Raw genomic sequence first — 13732 nt, forward strand, 5'->3', positions numbered from 1 at the left:
CTACCTGATCGCCGTGCGCACGTCTTCGAAGATGTCGACGCCGTCGATCTCGCGGACGCCCCCGGCAATCGCTGTCTTGATGGCCGACTCATTGACCATCAGATAGCGGGCCGGGACCTTGGCCGGATCGATGACGCGGAACGTCCAGAAGGTGTTTGCCGAGACCGTCACGCGGCCTGTCGAGGAAACGACGCGAGCCACTTCCTTGACCGGAGCAGGGGCCTCCGGGGCTTCGTCTGCCATCTGGAGGGCCGCGGCAGCTTCGGCTTCCTCGCGCTCGCGCTTCCGCTGCTCCTCCAGCTTGGCGCGCTGCCAAGTGTTGATGGCAGCCACGACAGCGTCGGCGGCTTCCTGCACGGGCTTGGCGAGCTTCTGGAAGAAGCCGTCAATCGTGCGTCCGTCCTTCAGGATCTGATCCTTCTCGCCCTTGCGGGCCTTCTCGACCATGCTCGCTACGCCCTTCAGGGCCTTGGCACGCTCGGAGTAGTCCGCCAGGTCGTCGTCGACCATGATCGGGGCAAGCGCCTCGACGTTGAGGATTTCCGCCGCCTGCTCAGCCAGCGAGGCGTGGTCGATCTCCAGCCGTTCGCTCAGGGGCGGCATATTGTGATGCTTGTTCATGCTGCTACCTGCTGGGCGTTGGTGCGGACTTCCTCAAAGACCGCCTGCAGGCGCTCGTACTCGTCCGGCGCGGCCTCTTCCAGCCAGCCAAGGGGCGAGAACTTGGCCCCAGCCGGGACCGCCTGCTGGTCCTTCCACCACTTGTCGAGGGAGCCGACATGCTGGCCGGGCAGCTTGATCGTCTGGATGGCGTTGTCGGTCCACGTCTTGGCCTTCTCAGCGGCCGACTTCTTGCCGTTGGTGGCTGGAGGCTTGCCGGGCATCTCACCCTTGTTGCGGGTCGTGTCGAGGGTGCCGTCGTTCTCGGCTTCCTTGGCCCAGCCAGTGCGACGCGGCCCCGGAGGACGGAAGTCAGCGCCACCGCTTGCCGAGCCTGCAGGGCCGGGCTTGTGGGGTGTGTAGGGCGCACGCGAACTGCCCTCGATGTGGTTGCCGTCTGCGGTGTTGCCGTCGTCGTCCTCATCGGCCGTGATGCAGAGCAGGGCAGAGATGCCGTAGCGTCGCGCGTAGCTCTGCGCCGAGCCCAGCTCCTGGTTGGTCGGCGGATACTGGCGGCCGTCCTTGACGCGCCCGCTGACGAACATCGGCGTCACGTTGCGAATCCATTCGCCTGAGGAATGGATCAGCTTGGTTTCCACGGCATAGCCGTTTCCGTATTCAATCATGCCCTGCACGATGGCCAGCGTTTGCTCGGCAAGGGCGGGCATGGTGGCAGACCGGATGGCGTCCAGAGTGGCGTACTTGAACGTGTAGCTGCCACGATCGGACTGCACCTTAACCTCGCGATCCTTGGGGATCGGGGCGAAATTCTTCTGGGCCATCGCCAGAGCCGCCGCTAGCTTGGCCACTTCCATGGAGTGGTTTTCGGGCACCCGGGTTTCTGCGGTCATCATCGTATCAGGCATGGGGTCCTCCTGTTGAAATAGGATTGAGAGAGTCGGGCATCACGCACCTGCCTTTGAGAGGGTGGGGGAATTCGCTTCGCCTACTGGGGTGGCTTCACGTGCCTTGCGAAGGGCGGCGCTGGCGTCATCGCGGATGTTGAACGCCCAAGCCGTTAGGCGACCGGCATAGCCGCCAGAGGACTCCCCCTGTCTGTAGATGGGGAAAGTATCCCAGAGGTGAAGCAGATCGGGCGCTGCGGAGATAAGGCGGGCATCCGCCTCGGCATTGGCGTCGTCACTGGAGTAGTAGAGCTGCGTGACGGTCTTCCCCATTGCTACAATGCGATAGCGAACGCGCCCAAGCGGATCGCCTTTGATGGCGTCGCTATCCCAGCGCCACGGACCTTCCGTGTGAGATGCAGCAGGAGCTTTCTCCGTGACTTCACATGCGTCGACTGAGCGAGGCGTCAGCCTGTTCCTACTCTCTTCCATATATCTTCACTCCTATTAGGGGAGGGGATTCACTTCGTATCGGGTTGAGAGAGCTATGCCTTGGTGTCCCAAGGCTCGTCGTATTCACCGGTAAGTTCGACGATGTGCGTACTGCGGGCCCCGGCAACGGATTCGACTGATGAACGCAAGACGGTGGCTGTGATCAAACCCTTCCGCCCAACGAGCCCGTAGGCCGTCACCTTCACCTTGCGCGGCGGGGGAGGAAGGAGGCGCCCGACTCGATCAATGTCTGATCTCGTCACTTCTCCATCTGAGCGCCACCAAGAGATGCGCCAGCAATAAGGTTTGCCGCCGTCTGAAACGCCTTCAACTGGAGCGCTGGTTGTGACCTCCCAGCCGAGCAGCCAGTCACCTACCGGGCAGTCCGTGGCAGCAATGACGGCGTGCGCGTTCGGCCGACTGGTCGGCACCAACGCGCGCCCCTTCTCGTCGGTCGGATAGTGCCCTGCCTCGATATGATCGCGGATGTTCATTGCATTCGGCTCCTTAGAAGAACGAGGGGGTGGCTTCGCCTCGGATTGTTAGGTCTGTGCCGCGTGAGTGAGGGCGTTCTTGGAGAGCTTCTTCATCAGCACAACGAGAGGGTTCACAAACTCCACATCGATGTTGGTCTTCTTGCCCAGCTCGATGGTTGCGCCGAGGGATTCGAGGAATGCCTTCATGCGCGCTTGCTCGGGAGTGGGGAGCGCCGCGACGTACGCCTCGGCATCCTTGAGGGCCTGTTCCGGGACCCCCCGAAACCACTTGTAGTCATGGATCACGCTCTTGCCGCGCCAGCCGAGACAGACGTTCGGCTCTGCATTCGCCTTGACGGTGAAGTCCGCGATGGGCTCCTGAAGGGCCTTTGCCACCATCCCGGTGCTAAGCGCTTCCAGGCGCTGCTTGATGTCAGCGATGTCCATTTCAAAAGCTCCTGTTGAACAGATTGAGAAACCGTCTAACGAGCGAGGCGAAGCGTGCTCTCCTCCTCTTAATCTTCTTGCACTCATAGACCTGTATGCAGACAGGCATGGCTCTATCTCCTGTCAGTAATCGGGGGTGCTTCGCCGCGCGTATCGGGCTCGCGTGGCTTCAAGGCAGACGTATCGCGCGAGTAGGGCATGATGGCGTTGATGGCGCGGGCGATGCCCTTGGCTTCGTGCACGCGACCGCGAGCAAAGGCCCCCTGCTTGCCTTCTAGGTCCCTTTGAGCGACATCGTGGCATTGCTCGGCGGTATCCTCAGCGAGGGCATAGACCTCACGAGCGAGGGCCTTTTTATGCTCCTCAATGGCTTCGACAATTTGGACGGCGATGAACGCAGAGCCGCTATCTCGGTGCTCCTCAAGCCAAAGCTGCCATTCGTCGGCGTTACTGATGGTCGGTCGCCGCATGTAGTGGTCGGCGCACCTTGAGATGCCAGCATCTCCGGGACCGAGCGACGCTCCGCATTGGGAGCAAAAGGTCTTGGTGAATCGAGGCGAAGCGAACTCCCTCACGTCATCACCTTCCCTTCCACGGGGAGGGCAAGAGGCTCTATGCCTGCAGAGCGGGCGGAAGACGCTACTGCCCTCGCGCGCTCTGTTGCGGCCTGCATTTCGCTGACCTCTGCGGACATGGTGTCTGTGTCGAAGAACGAGACGCCTACGTCATCTGCGGCGTTTGCTAGCCTCTCCAACGCCCCCAGCATGGCACTGCAGGCTTGATCGCGAGGGGAGGGAGAGCGGACCGCAGCCATTGCCATGGTGGCGGCGAGATTCGCGGAAGAATCATCAAGAACCGCCCGGACCACATCCCAGGCCTCGTTGAATCCAGTTACTGAGTCATCCCATCCCTCTTTCATGTCGCAAAGATGATCATTGAGGCGGTAATCAATCCTCTGCTTTAGATGCCTGATGGTTGCCTCGATCATCGAAACATCCGCTTGTTGCGTCACCCCACCAGCGGCTTCGACGCGGGCGCTCATGCATCCCTCCTCAGTTCGGCAGCGTATTCGCGGGTTAGGTCGTCCGCGTCGGCCGCAGCTTCCAGAGCAAGAGCGCGCCCGGCATCCCCCGCCAGATATTCTTCCGCCCACTCACCGGCCATCTTCTGCATGACCGGATCGGCCTCACGGTCGACGAGACGGGCCGACACGAACTCGACTTCGTCGGGATCTGCCGGATAGCCGGGGTCGCCGTTGCGGAGATACATCGCGGCAGGGCGTCCGCGCGTGAAGTCGAACGCGATCTCCACTTCCAGATCACCTAACCCGAACGGCACGAAGGCCTGCATCTTGTGGCGGCTCATGCTGCGTCTCCCGCGATTAGGGAGGGGTCGGCGCAGAGGATCGTGGCAAAGGGCACGCCGCGCTTGCAGGCCATGAGAGCAACGGGTTCGGCGCGCTCCCATTCGCCCTGTTCGTACTCGGCGTATGCCCACCACGCCTCGTTCAGCGTGTCGTAGTGGCTGAACTCCAGCGACTCCTTGTACGGAGGGAGAGGTGACTTATCCCGCCACCTGGAGATGACCACAAACCCCGTGGCCTGCTGGATGGCGATGTCCGATGCGCGAGGCGTCAGCGCACACGATTGTGCATCGCCTCGTTCAATGTGAAGGCTGTCCGGCGCCATGCTACGCTCCAATCTCGGAGCGGCGAGCGATGGCGCGATCAAACAGCGCCAGCACGTCAGCGTGGGTGGTGTTGGCGTCATCGTTGAACGCAATGATGTCGGCCGCCTCCGGCTCGGGAGGAAGATATGCCCGCAGCCAGTGGAGAGCCGCGTGCATTACTTCGGAGTGCGTGGCCATGGCCTTGTAGGCCGCGTCGCAGGCCATAACAGTGCATCGCTGGACACGACCGTCTGGTCCTTCGCTAACCGCGCCACAGGGGCTCCAGTCGCGCTCATCAGCGATGATGGCGCGAGCCATTACGAGCAATCGGAGCACACTGTCGGTTTCAACCGGCTTCGCTTCAGGAAGGACACGGCCCTCGATCGAGCGAAACGAAGTCAGTTCCAACTCTTCAACGGTATCACGTGGCATCTCTCACTCCCGTCTAAGGACAGGAGGAGTATTGCCGTATTGGCATCAAATGGCAATGCCAAAATGGCATCTACCGAAACACAAAGTATCCACCGCGGGAATTGGCCCCGCGGTGACAGTGTCGTCAGGTATGCGGCGTTGTTAGGTACCTAACAAGTCGGCCAGCGGCATGACCCGGTACATGTGAAGCACCTGCTTACGCTGATACTCAAGCACCTTGGGTGGATTGTACTGCTCTAGTCGAACTGTGGCGGTCGTGACGGAGACCAGCTTCTTGATAAGCGCTTTACGCTCATCCTTGGAGGTCGGTCCCTCTACAATCTCCACAACAACGTGATCGCCTGGAGCTGGCGGGCGGGCTCGCTCTATGAAGACGAGTTCCCCCGGTTCGTATCGCGGGACCATTGAAAGGTCCTCAACGTATGCGCCGAATACATCGGCTCTTCCTTCTAATCTGGGCGGACGGCGCGCCCAGTCAATCGGATCGCCGTTCATTTGAAAGAAGCCCCCACCGCCGGAGACCGTTCCGAGAATCGGAACATTCCGCGGCATGGTAGAGCGTAGGGGCGGGTTTAGGCTTGCGTCAATGTTTGGCGCAGCCGTAGTGCGACTTACGGGAGCAAGAGTCTCCGCATCGCCTGCAAAAAACCTTCGCATCTTCTCTGCTTCGCTAGCCAGAATTTTGCGCCGCCCTTTCACCATCTTGTTAACAGTCGTCGACGCGACCCCAAGGTATCGCGCGAGGTCGGCCTGACTCTTGCCCGAGCTAGCGAGTTGATTTGAAAGCCATTTTGCATCCATGCCCCATGATGCCGTGACGGGCTGATCTTCCATATTGCCAGATTGGCTAGAAGTATTGACGTGGCAATGCCAATACGGCATCATCCATGGCCATGAGCATTGCCGTTCGAGAAACCATCAAGACCGTCGGCGTCGACCGACTGCATCGCTTTTCCGGCATTCCGATTCGCACCCTGTACAACTGGAGTAAGGCCGACAAATTGCCGGGGAAGGGTGCGACCCTCGAATGGCGGTTGAGCCAATTCAAGGTCGCGGCAGCGCAGGCGGCGGCTGAAAAGGCCCGCGAAGAGCTCACCGAGCGCATGGCGCCCGCCCGCAAGCGGAGGGCCGCGTAATGTCTCGCCGAGACGCCGTTGGGTGGGGCGGCCCTGAATACATGGCGCTGTTGCGTGAGGGGCAGCGCAAGGCCCAGCAGCGCATGAAGGCGGGCGAAGGATTCTTGTATGTGGCTGCCGTCACGGGGGCCGACATCATTAAGATTGGCTTCTCCCTCAGGCCTGAGGCGCGGGTTAAGCACCTCAAGGGAAGGTTTGGCGTCTCCGCGACGCTCGAAACCATGACACCCGGCTCTCATCAGCAAGAGCGCCATCTTCATATCGATCTGCGCGAGCATCACCTGCCTGGATACGGCTGCCGTGAATTCTATCCGCGCTCCGTCCTTTCTCATCCAGCGATCCCGGACGGCCTGAGAAAGGCAGCCTGACCCATGACCCTCGCCATCCTCCTCACCCTTATCTGGCTCAGCGCTATTGCTGTGGTGGCTCCTAATTTTGGGGAGGCGGCACAATGACGGAACTGGCTTCGCCTCGCGTCGATAGGGCCGTACTTCTCGCGCTCGCGGAGCGCTGTCAGCGAGAGGAGCCGGGTCGGAAACTGGATGCGGCGATCGCGGCGGCTACAGGATGGCAACACATCCACACCCATTACGGCACCCCCGTTGGGGAGCTTCCGGGCTATCCGGATGACTGGGACACGATACCGTTTTTCAGCACCAGCCTCGACGCTGCCGCAACACTCGTGCCGCCGAACAGGTTCGGATGGACCGTGGAAAGCAAAGTTGGGGGCGCCAGAGCGAATGCAACGGTTGGCCGGAAGCACTTCGGATTTGCGGAAACCGAGGCAATGGCACTCTGCGCCGCCGCCCTCAAAGCAAAGGCAGCCTAACCCATGGACGCCAAGCAACTGGAAGAGGATGTGGGTGCTTCGCCTCGCTCGTTCGGCAGTCCCTCCAATGACCCGCGAAAGTTCAGCGGCGAGCGTGGAGACAAGATATCGGCCGCCTACAAGCGCCGCACTCGGCCGCAGCGCATCGGAGCGAGCGCGCTGCCGTGGGTCCTCGACGAGGACTTTGAAGAGATGAGCTACTGAATGCTCACCCAGCGCCAGCGCGATCTCCTGACGTTCCTGGAGGGCTATATCCGGGCTAACGGCGGCGTGTCGCCGTCTTATCGGGAAATGGCGCGTGCGCTGGGGTTGAAGTCGCAATCCGGCATTCATCGCCTCATCGGCGGCCTTGAGGAGCGCGGCTTTATCGAGCGGCGCCAGCGGCTTCGTCGTTCGATCTCGATCGTGGAGCCAGACGCGTCCGTCGATGATTTCCGGAAGCTGTTCTCGCGCATCTTTGCGGAGCAGGGACCGGACATCGCGCTCGCCGTCCTCGGTGATCTGATTCGCGACCTTCAGCCGGTCGTCCCGACTGCGGAGATCCACTAGATGCCTGTGCGCCCCCATCGCGTTCGCAATACCCATCGCGCTACGGTCTGCGGCCTCGTGATCTGCGGCCTCAACTATCGTGACGCCTGCACGATCGCTGGCATTGCTTACAAGGAAATGCGGGAGCACCTGCCTCACAACTGGTGGTGTCGCAATCCCGCCCGGCGAGTAGACGATCACACCTGGGCGCAAATCAGAGCCGCATACGAGAGCAGCAAAGAGCCTGTCGATGCCCTCTGCGCGCGCTACGGCATCGGCCAGAAGACACTCTACCGGCGGATTGAGAAGGGCGGCTGGACGCAGCGCGGAGCTGGCAAGCCCAAGAACGCAATCAGCATTAGCCGACTGCCGACCCAACGGCGCACATTCTATCACAAGCTCCGCAGCATTGGCGTCCCGTACGACGAAGCGCTTAGGCAGGCGCTCGCATGATCGCCCTACAGAACACACGAGGGGATGCCGCCGAGGCTAAGTGCGTGGGGCGAAATGGCCTCGGCGGCGCACGTCCCGACGGGGGTCAAGGACGCGATCTCTATCACCCGGGCATTGTCGCTTGGCCTGGATGCATTTCCACTTTCGCTGCGCTCTCCGCTTCCCTCGACACGCGCAGCACCGCCCGGGAGACACCCCCAACCCTCCGTCTCCCGGGCAACCCTATTGAGCCCCCCAGCCGCTGTATTCACGCCGGTTTCCTCCCCGGCGTGGGCGATTGGGAAACTCCCCGCTGCTCCATGCGCGGGCTTTTTGTCAGCGAAGGTCGCGTCTTCCGCGCCCGAAACCTTTTCGCGAACGAGTCGCCTGTGCTTGGCGGCCTCAACGACTGCGCTCGCGATAGTGCCGATGTGCTTCCACGTGTCGGTCTTCATGCACACAGCATGGAGATCGCGCATGGAAAAGTACGAGCCGAAGACAACTCGAAAATTTCGGGGGAGTAGCGTGAGCGACATTGCGATTGGCAGCACATACGAACTGGCTGCGCGTTGGCCTGATTTGTTGCGGAAGTTCTCTCCGCGCGCCATCGCACGTCGCATCGGCGCATCGCCCCGCACAGTTGAGAACTGGCAAGACGGCGTGAACGGCCCGACCTGGAAGCACACAGTCGCGATGCTCAACGATGACGAGCTTTGCGCGAAGCTGCTGGAAGCCGCCGGCCGTCCCGACCTCGCACATGCTCAGGAAGTCCTCGCCACCAGGAAGAAGCTCAAGGAGCTGGAGGGCAAATGAGGCCCTTGGCGATCGATCTATTTTGCGGACTTGGCGGCTGGACCGAGGGGTTGCTTGCTGAGGATTACGATGTCGTCGGCTTTGACATCGAGCAGCATGTCTATGGCGATCACCGATACCCGGCGCAGCTTGTCGTTCAGGACGTGCTTACGCTCCACGGTTCACAATTCAAGAGCGCTACGCTGATCGTCGCGTCTCCTCCGTGCCAAGAGTACAGCTATATGGCGATGCCTTGGTCTAAGGCAAAAGCGCTGGCTGCGGATTATCGTAGCGGCTCCCGCGACGTAAAGGATCTGACGGCCTTGTTCGATGCCTGCTTCCGCATACAGCGTGAGGCATGTCAGGCATCAGGGCGACATATCCCTCTGGTCGTGGAGAACGTACGCGGAGCCGTCCCATGGGTGGGGCGCGCCCGCTGGAATTTTGGCTCGTTCTACCTTTGGGGAGACGTTCCGGCTCTGATGCCGATCGCGCTCAAGGCGTCAAAGGTGCCTGGCTTTCGGTTCGATGGGAGCGGTGGAAGCTTTCAGACGGCGTCTGTTGAAGCCACTGGCGTGAAAGCGCCAGGCATGAACTGGAGCGACCCAGCAAAGCGGGGGCAAGACTTTACGCGCCTCGCCGGACGGCATGCGCTCGAGGGGATCAAAAGCCGAGATACGGACGGCTATGAGCGCAGCCATCCCAACGCCTTCGGTTGGAAGGCCCCCCGGACCACATCTCGTGGGAAGGCGCGCAAATTCGCGAGCGCAATGATCGCCAAGATTCCGCTGCCGCTCAGTCGGCACATCGCCGCTACCTACCGTCAGGCGGGCACGAGGGCGGCAGCATGAGCCCCGGCGTCTCCGTCTCACTGCATTGGTGGCGTGGCATCGGCCCCGACGTGCAGTTCAGCCTTTTCTACATGGGCCTGCGGCTTGGTTTCGTCACCGTGAGCTTTGAGCGCGACTGGATGCTGGCGGCCTACCGGAAGCTCCGCGCCACCATGGAAACGCGGGTCGCACGGGATCAACAGGGCTGGAAAAGCGACACGGCGAACCCGGATAGGGGAGGGGTCTGAAGTGGCAAAATCTCAAGCCAATACTGCCAGTAAGCCGAAGCATCCGCGTTTTCGTGCGGTTCTCCGCGCAATGGAGAAGGCCGAGAAGAATGCAGTCAAGCAGCGGTACATCATGCCGCGTTCGGTGCGCGGCCCTTACGAGGAGTTCGAGCGCGACCGTCGCCACGCGATGGCGCTTGCTGCGATCAAGGTGCTCGCATGAGCAAGACGCTCGCCAAGAAGCTGAAGAACATCGTCGATATCTGGGAGGCGGCGGATGCCCAGATCGAAGAGCAGCGGCTTATCCAGAAGGGCGCGCTCGACGCGGGCAAGGAGAACGACGGCATTGAGCCGGCTGTAGTGCGGAAGATCCTTGCGCGCCGGAAGAAGCTCGCCAAAGACCCCGCCGAGACTACGCGCCTCGAAGACCTGATGGTCGATTATCAGTTCTTGCTGGGTGAAGGCCGCGAAGGCGATGCGCGTCCATGGACGCAAGCCGACGATGAGGTCTCCCGCGTCATGGCACTCACGAATACGGACAAGCCGCCGAAGATAGAAGCTATCAAGAAGGCGCTCGGCTGCAGCCAGGGGAAGGCGCACAAGCTGCGCACACTGGCCGCGACGCGCTTGGCGAAGAAAAGTTCAAGTTCATGCGATGACGGTGAACATGAACATTCGGAATACACCGAGGGCCCCGAACAGGGCGCAGCCGGCAGCAGCCGGCCGCCTGATGATGCCCCTCAGGCGGAACGGCCCGAGCCGCCCGCAATGCCGGCTCCCGATGGCGGGGTAGGGACCGGCACCATTTCCGGCATCGGGAAAGACGATGCCGAACCAGAAACCGGCGTAGGTGGCGACACCTGCACTGACGAGTGTTCCGGTCGGCCGACCGGGGCGCCGGTTCGCTCATCGTGCGGCGAGCGTCTTGCGCCCTTGGGGGCTAAGGGCCTAGCGGACAGCTTGACACTCACAACGGCACCCTCGCGGCCGCACGATACCCTGCACGCGTCCGGCTGCGCGGTTCACAACGAACCAGCGTACCCGGCTGGACCATGTGACTGCGGCACGTCTGGCGATACGCGCGGCGAAGCACCCAATGCAGACGGCATGGACATCTTACCCTTCCTCCGTCGTGACAGCACGAGGGTGGTGGCATGAGCATGGAACGTGCTTCGCCGCGCGACGATAGGGCTGTGACGCCTGTACACGTCATCTTCGCGAGTTACGGCAATGACAGCCTCGCGCTCATTCGGTGGGCATACGAGCGGAAGCTGCGCGACGTCACTGTGCTCTACAACGAAACCGGTTGGGGCGCCGCGTGCTGGGCAATTCGTGTTGCTCAGTGCGAGGCCTGGGTCGAGGGGCTTGGGTTCAAGGCCGCCCGAACTCAGTCCATCGGCATGGAAGCCTTGGTCAAGAAGGAGCGCGGCTGGCCACGCAACGGCATGCAGTTCTGCACCGAGAAGCTAAAGATTAGGCCATCGCTGGCATGGCTTGCGCAGAACGATCCCGAGCGGGAGGCGATTTGCTTGGTAGGAGTGCGTCGCGAGGAGAGTGTGGCGCGACGCTCCTTCCCGGAATGGACAGAGGACAGCGCCGCGCATGGTCACCGCTCGCTGTGGGCGCCGCTGGTGAACACCCAGGTAGTTGAGCGGGACGCCCTGCTGTCGCGAGCGGGTTTTGCGCCGCTGCCTCACCGGTCGCGAGAATGTGAGCCATGCATCAACTCTAACAAGGGCGACATACGCGCCTTGGGCGACCCGGATATCGCCAAGGTAGAGCGCATCGAGGGCGAGTTGGGGTTCACGGGCGCTGGCAAGCCGCGCGTGATGTTCAGGCCGGCGCAGCACATGGGCGCCATAGGTATTCGCGAAATCTACCGCTGGGCGCATAGCGGGCGCGGGCAGTACGAGCCGCCTGTCCGCGGCTGCGACAGCGGCATGTGTGGAGGTTGATATGACTCCCCGCACCGAGCGCCGCAGGGCAGAGCGTGAAGTACAGGGGTTGGAGGAGCGTGTACTTCGTATGTTGGCCCTTCGGCAGCCGGTTCCTCACGGACTGACGGCCGCGTTGCGAGTAGCGCGCTTGAAGGCCCTTCAGATCGGCCCGGTACGTCGTCCCGCATCACGGCCCTCGATATCCGAGGCGTCAGCGTGAAGAGAAAATACCGGAACCAACCTGTCGTGATCGACGGCGTTCGCTTCGCGTCCAAGGCCGAAGCGAAGCGTGATGGCGAGCTTCAATTGCTTGTCCGCGCTGGCCAGATCCGCGACCTGAAGCGACAGCCCAGATACGACCTGATCGTGAAGGGGACGAAGGTCTGCACATACGTGGGGGATTGGTTCTACATCGAGAAGGGCGAACCTGGATATCCCAACACCGCCGTGGTCGAGGATCGCAAGGGCGTTCTCACGCCGGCCTTCAAGATCAAGTGGGCGCTCGCCAAGGCCCTGCACCCGGAGATCGAGTGGAGGCTTTCGTGAACGTCGCGCCCTTCACCATGAAAGACGTTTACGCGCATCGCCGCATGTGCACGGCGAAGGCGAAGCGGTTCGCCACGGCTTTCGATGCCCAAGTCTACATCGCGCGGCGCAAGTTCAGGAAGATGCGGACCTACGAGTGCCCGTACTGCGGCGGCTTCCATCTCACATCGAAGAGGGCGGCGTAGCATGGCGCGCATCCGCACGATAAAGCCGGAGTTCGTCGAGAGCGAGAGCGTCGGCAAGCTGTCGCGTGACGCCCGGTTGCTGTTCATTCTCCTCTGGACCTTTGTCGACGATGAGGGGAGGGCTCGCGCATCCTCGCGACTCCTCGCGAGTCGTCTCTACCCTTACGACGATGATGCTGGAGAGCGGATCGACACGTGGCTCGACGAGCTGGCGACCGCCGGGCACATCCGCATATACGGGATCGATGGCGACTCGTACCTCGACATCCCTAAGTGGTTGAAACACCAGAAGATTGATCACCCGAGCAAGTCGCGTCTGCCTGCGTTCTCGGGAGACTTCGCGAAACCTCGTGAGACATTCGCGCCTCATACCTTGGACCTAGGACCAGTACCTAGGACCGTAGGACCTTCAGAGAGGGCGTGCGCTGACGCGCAGCCCCGACAGACGAAGGCGCACAAAACGAAACCCGGAACACGCATCCCCGATGGTTGGAGGCCGAGCAATGCAGGACGAGCGTTCGCAGCAGACCGAGGGTTGGACCCAGATTCGACCGCCGATGCCTTCGTCGACTGGTGGTCCGCGGCCACCGGCAGCAACGCCGTCAAGCGCGACTGGGATGCAGCCTTCCGAACGTGGTGCCGTCGCGCCGTCGAGTCTGGGCCGGTGGGTGTGCGAACAGCTCGGGCCGTTCAACCTCCCCGAGGTAACGATGCGTTCTATCAGCAACTCGCTGATATCGCATCTCGTGACGAGTAAGACCTCGGCATTCGGATCCGATGGCCAGTTCGAGGGCCTGAAGCTGGGTCCCTTCGCGATCAAGAAGGGCTGGGACCGACAGGCGTTGACGCAGGATCTGGCCATCGTCCGCGAGCAATGCCGGGGCGCGAGGAAGTCGGAAGTCGCCCACGAGGTCGCCAAGCTCATGGTTCGCACCAAGTCGCGCGCTCATGGCGATGGCGAGAGCCGCCTTATGGCCGAGACGATGGTGGCGGACCTGTCGGCCTATCCGATCGATGTTGTCCGGTTCGCCTGCGAATACTGGGTCGAGGGCGGCGGCGATGCGAAGTTCACGCCGTCTTGGCCGGAGCTTCGTGAGATTTGCGAGAAGCGGATGGACGGGCGTCTGCGGCTTCGTCGGGCGCTGAAATACACCCTGAGCGAGCCATCTGACACGGACCGCACTACCCGAGGCGAAGCACGCACATGACCAAGGAAGTACGAGAGGGAGGGGAGTGACTTCGTATCGCTCGATCAACGCACGTGAATCTT

27 protein-coding genes are annotated in these 13732 nt (G+C 61.9%); 16 read left to right on the plus strand and 11 right to left on the minus strand.

The genetic code is table 11. The features are described from left to right. The 11 genes from EPO50_RS04810 to EPO50_RS04860 all read right to left on the minus strand — a co-directional run bounded on the left by EPO50_RS04810 (position 1) and on the right by EPO50_RS04860 (position 5905). The gene (locus tag EPO50_RS04810; RefSeq protein ID WP_296341525.1) at positions 1–621 is read right to left on the minus strand and encodes a hypothetical protein; all 621 of its coding nucleotides are present in this window, start codon (positions 619–621) and stop codon (positions 1–3) included. Next, positions 618–1526 (minus strand): ERF family protein, encoded by a 909-nt coding sequence (locus EPO50_RS04815; RefSeq protein ID WP_296341527.1) that lies wholly within the window; start codon positions 1524–1526, stop codon positions 618–620. The genes EPO50_RS04810 and EPO50_RS04815 overlap by 4 nt, the downstream gene beginning before the upstream one ends. Positions 1527–1565: 39 nt before the next feature. After that, entirely contained in the window at positions 1566–1838 is a 273-nt protein-coding gene (locus tag EPO50_RS04820) for a hypothetical protein (RefSeq protein WP_296341529.1), read from the minus strand. A gap of 212 nt (positions 1839–2050) precedes the next feature. Continuing rightward, complete coding sequence (locus EPO50_RS04825; protein WP_296341531.1) at positions 2051–2491, minus strand: hypothetical protein; 441 nt, start codon at positions 2489–2491, stop codon at positions 2051–2053. Between the two features lie 48 nt (positions 2492–2539). Beyond that, positions 2540–2920 carry a hypothetical protein gene (locus EPO50_RS04830; RefSeq protein ID WP_296341533.1) on the minus strand — a complete coding sequence of 127 codons (381 nt, stop codon included), beginning with the start codon at positions 2918–2920 and terminating at the stop codon, positions 2540–2542. 113 nt (positions 2921–3033) lie between these two features. After that, positions 3034–3390: a hypothetical protein gene (locus tag EPO50_RS04835; RefSeq protein ID WP_296341534.1), complete on the minus strand. Its 357-nt coding sequence runs from the start codon at positions 3388–3390 to the stop codon at positions 3034–3036. Positions 3391–3491: 101 nt separating this feature from the next. Continuing rightward, complete coding sequence (locus EPO50_RS04840; protein ID WP_296341536.1) at positions 3492–3962, minus strand: hypothetical protein; 471 nt, start codon at positions 3960–3962, stop codon at positions 3492–3494. Continuing rightward, positions 3959–4285 carry a hypothetical protein gene (locus EPO50_RS04845; protein ID WP_296341538.1) on the minus strand — a complete coding sequence of 109 codons (327 nt, stop codon included), beginning with the start codon at positions 4283–4285 and terminating at the stop codon, positions 3959–3961. The genes EPO50_RS04840 and EPO50_RS04845 overlap by 4 nt, the downstream gene beginning before the upstream one ends. After that, positions 4282–4608 (minus strand): hypothetical protein, encoded by a 327-nt coding sequence (locus EPO50_RS04850; RefSeq protein WP_296341541.1) that lies wholly within the window; start codon positions 4606–4608, stop codon positions 4282–4284. Before EPO50_RS04850 ends, EPO50_RS04845 begins: the two co-directional genes overlap by 4 nt. A gap of 1 nt (position 4609) precedes the next feature. After that, positions 4610–5020 (minus strand): hypothetical protein, encoded by a 411-nt coding sequence (locus EPO50_RS04855; protein ID WP_296341543.1) that lies wholly within the window; start codon positions 5018–5020, stop codon positions 4610–4612. 141 nt (positions 5021–5161) lie between these two features. Further along, on the minus strand, positions 5162–5905 hold the full coding sequence (locus EPO50_RS04860; RefSeq protein WP_296341544.1) for a S24 family peptidase: 744 nt from the start codon (positions 5903–5905) through the stop codon (positions 5162–5164). 2 nt (positions 5906–5907) lie between these two features. Here EPO50_RS04860 and EPO50_RS04865 point away from each other — a divergent pair, with 2 nt between their 5' ends. From EPO50_RS04865 to EPO50_RS04940, 16 genes are all read left to right on the plus strand, one after another. Beyond that, positions 5908–6156: a hypothetical protein gene (locus EPO50_RS04865; protein WP_296341546.1), complete on the plus strand. Its 249-nt coding sequence runs from the start codon at positions 5908–5910 to the stop codon at positions 6154–6156. A 41-nt stretch (positions 6157–6197) separates the two neighbouring features. Continuing rightward, positions 6198–6524: a GIY-YIG nuclease family protein gene (locus EPO50_RS04870; RefSeq protein WP_296341548.1), complete on the plus strand. Its 327-nt coding sequence runs from the start codon at positions 6198–6200 to the stop codon at positions 6522–6524. Between the two features lie 83 nt (positions 6525–6607). After that, the gene (locus EPO50_RS04875; RefSeq protein WP_296341550.1) at positions 6608–6985 is read left to right on the plus strand and encodes a hypothetical protein; all 378 of its coding nucleotides are present in this window, start codon (positions 6608–6610) and stop codon (positions 6983–6985) included. Positions 6986–6988: 3 nt separating this feature from the next. After that, positions 6989–7189, plus strand: a complete 201-nt coding sequence (locus EPO50_RS04880) for a hypothetical protein (protein ID WP_296341551.1) — start codon at positions 6989–6991, stop codon at positions 7187–7189. Then, complete coding sequence (locus tag EPO50_RS04885) at positions 7190–7534, plus strand: hypothetical protein (protein WP_296341554.1); 345 nt, start codon at positions 7190–7192, stop codon at positions 7532–7534. Continuing rightward, positions 7535–7966 (plus strand): hypothetical protein, encoded by a 432-nt coding sequence (locus EPO50_RS04890; RefSeq protein WP_296341555.1) that lies wholly within the window; start codon positions 7535–7537, stop codon positions 7964–7966. 456 nt (positions 7967–8422) lie between these two features. Beyond that, positions 8423–8758 carry a hypothetical protein gene (locus tag EPO50_RS04895; RefSeq protein ID WP_296341557.1) on the plus strand — a complete coding sequence of 112 codons (336 nt, stop codon included), beginning with the start codon at positions 8423–8425 and terminating at the stop codon, positions 8756–8758. A 5-nt stretch (positions 8759–8763) separates the two neighbouring features. Beyond that, positions 8764–9588, plus strand: a complete 825-nt coding sequence (locus EPO50_RS04900; protein ID WP_296341559.1) for a DNA cytosine methyltransferase — start codon at positions 8764–8766, stop codon at positions 9586–9588. Beyond that, the gene (locus EPO50_RS04905; protein ID WP_296341561.1) at positions 9585–9815 is read left to right on the plus strand and encodes a hypothetical protein; all 231 of its coding nucleotides are present in this window, start codon (positions 9585–9587) and stop codon (positions 9813–9815) included. Before EPO50_RS04900 ends, EPO50_RS04905 begins: the two co-directional genes overlap by 4 nt. A gap of 70 nt (positions 9816–9885) precedes the next feature. After that, on the plus strand, positions 9886–10017 hold the full coding sequence (locus EPO50_RS04910; protein WP_296341563.1) for a hypothetical protein: 132 nt from the start codon (positions 9886–9888) through the stop codon (positions 10015–10017). Further along, entirely contained in the window at positions 10014–10952 is a 939-nt protein-coding gene (locus tag EPO50_RS04915) for a hypothetical protein (RefSeq protein ID WP_296341564.1), read from the plus strand. Before EPO50_RS04910 ends, EPO50_RS04915 begins: the two co-directional genes overlap by 4 nt. Continuing rightward, positions 10949–11749, plus strand: coding sequence for a phosphoadenosine phosphosulfate reductase family protein (locus tag EPO50_RS04920; protein WP_296341566.1), 801 nt, complete (start codon positions 10949–10951; stop codon positions 11747–11749). The genes EPO50_RS04915 and EPO50_RS04920 overlap by 4 nt, the downstream gene beginning before the upstream one ends. A 198-nt stretch (positions 11750–11947) precedes the next feature. Further along, positions 11948–12277, plus strand: a complete 330-nt coding sequence (locus EPO50_RS04925) for a DUF1064 domain-containing protein (protein WP_296341568.1) — start codon at positions 11948–11950, stop codon at positions 12275–12277. Continuing rightward, the gene (locus EPO50_RS04930) at positions 12274–12462 is read left to right on the plus strand and encodes a hypothetical protein (RefSeq protein ID WP_296341570.1); all 189 of its coding nucleotides are present in this window, start codon (positions 12274–12276) and stop codon (positions 12460–12462) included. Before EPO50_RS04925 ends, EPO50_RS04930 begins: the two co-directional genes overlap by 4 nt. Position 12463: 1 nt before the next feature. Further along, the gene (locus tag EPO50_RS04935; protein ID WP_296341572.1) at positions 12464–13219 is read left to right on the plus strand and encodes a hypothetical protein; all 756 of its coding nucleotides are present in this window, start codon (positions 12464–12466) and stop codon (positions 13217–13219) included. Then, positions 13209–13670, plus strand: a complete 462-nt coding sequence (locus EPO50_RS04940; protein ID WP_296341574.1) for a hypothetical protein — start codon at positions 13209–13211, stop codon at positions 13668–13670. The genes EPO50_RS04935 and EPO50_RS04940 overlap by 11 nt, the downstream gene beginning before the upstream one ends. Positions 13671–13732 lie beyond the last annotated feature (62 nt).

Origin of the sequence: Reyranella sp., from assembly GCF_004297405.1 — a bacterium.
GTDB lineage: Bacteria > Pseudomonadota > Alphaproteobacteria > Reyranellales > Reyranellaceae > Reyranella.

What these genes read in the sequence shown, in the direction of transcription:
- EPO50_RS04810 (WP_296341525.1), bottom strand. Translation starts at nt 621, where the DNA reads ATGAACAAGCATCACAATATGCCGCCCCTGAGCGAACGGCTGGAGATC.
- EPO50_RS04815 (WP_296341527.1), bottom strand. Translation starts at nt 1,526, where the DNA reads ATGCCTGATACGATGATGACCGCAGAAACCCGGGTGCCCGAAAACCAC.
- EPO50_RS04820 (WP_296341529.1), bottom strand. Translation starts at nt 1,838, where the DNA reads ATGGGGAAGACCGTCACGCAGCTCTACTACTCCAGTGACGACGCCAAT.
- EPO50_RS04825 (WP_296341531.1), bottom strand. Translation starts at nt 2,491, where the DNA reads ATGAACATCCGCGATCATATCGAGGCAGGGCACTATCCGACCGACGAG.
- EPO50_RS04830 (WP_296341533.1), bottom strand. Translation starts at nt 2,920, where the DNA reads ATGGACATCGCTGACATCAAGCAGCGCCTGGAAGCGCTTAGCACCGGG.
- EPO50_RS04835 (WP_296341534.1), bottom strand. Translation starts at nt 3,390, where the DNA reads ATGCGGCGACCGACCATCAGTAACGCCGACGAATGGCAGCTTTGGCTT.
- EPO50_RS04840 (WP_296341536.1), bottom strand. Translation starts at nt 3,962, where the DNA reads ATGAGCGCCCGCGTCGAAGCCGCTGGTGGGGTGACGCAACAAGCGGAT.
- EPO50_RS04845 (WP_296341538.1), bottom strand. Translation starts at nt 4,285, where the DNA reads ATGAGCCGCCACAAGATGCAGGCCTTCGTGCCGTTCGGGTTAGGTGAT.
- EPO50_RS04850 (WP_296341541.1), bottom strand. Translation starts at nt 4,608, where the DNA reads ATGGCGCCGGACAGCCTTCACATTGAACGAGGCGATGCACAATCGTGT.
- EPO50_RS04855 (WP_296341543.1), bottom strand. Translation starts at nt 5,020, where the DNA reads ATGCCACGTGATACCGTTGAAGAGTTGGAACTGACTTCGTTTCGCTCG.
- EPO50_RS04860 (WP_296341544.1), bottom strand. Translation starts at nt 5,905, where the DNA reads ATGATGCCGTATTGGCATTGCCACGTCAATACTTCTAGCCAATCTGGC.
- EPO50_RS04865 (WP_296341546.1), top strand. Translation starts at nt 5,908, where the DNA reads ATGGCCATGAGCATTGCCGTTCGAGAAACCATCAAGACCGTCGGCGTC.
- EPO50_RS04870 (WP_296341548.1), top strand. Translation starts at nt 6,198, where the DNA reads ATGGCGCTGTTGCGTGAGGGGCAGCGCAAGGCCCAGCAGCGCATGAAG.
- EPO50_RS04875 (WP_296341550.1), top strand. Translation starts at nt 6,608, where the DNA reads ATGACGGAACTGGCTTCGCCTCGCGTCGATAGGGCCGTACTTCTCGCG.
- EPO50_RS04880 (WP_296341551.1), top strand. Translation starts at nt 6,989, where the DNA reads ATGGACGCCAAGCAACTGGAAGAGGATGTGGGTGCTTCGCCTCGCTCG.
- EPO50_RS04885 (WP_296341554.1), top strand. Translation starts at nt 7,190, where the DNA reads ATGCTCACCCAGCGCCAGCGCGATCTCCTGACGTTCCTGGAGGGCTAT.
- EPO50_RS04890 (WP_296341555.1), top strand. Translation starts at nt 7,535, where the DNA reads ATGCCTGTGCGCCCCCATCGCGTTCGCAATACCCATCGCGCTACGGTC.
- EPO50_RS04895 (WP_296341557.1), top strand. Translation starts at nt 8,423, where the DNA reads ATGGAAAAGTACGAGCCGAAGACAACTCGAAAATTTCGGGGGAGTAGC.
- EPO50_RS04905 (WP_296341561.1), top strand. Translation starts at nt 9,585, where the DNA reads ATGAGCCCCGGCGTCTCCGTCTCACTGCATTGGTGGCGTGGCATCGGC.
- EPO50_RS04910 (WP_296341563.1), top strand. Translation starts at nt 9,886, where the DNA reads ATGGAGAAGGCCGAGAAGAATGCAGTCAAGCAGCGGTACATCATGCCG.
- EPO50_RS04915 (WP_296341564.1), top strand. Translation starts at nt 10,014, where the DNA reads ATGAGCAAGACGCTCGCCAAGAAGCTGAAGAACATCGTCGATATCTGG.
- EPO50_RS04920 (WP_296341566.1), top strand. Translation starts at nt 10,949, where the DNA reads ATGAGCATGGAACGTGCTTCGCCGCGCGACGATAGGGCTGTGACGCCT.
- EPO50_RS04935 (WP_296341572.1), top strand. Translation starts at nt 12,464, where the DNA reads ATGGCGCGCATCCGCACGATAAAGCCGGAGTTCGTCGAGAGCGAGAGC.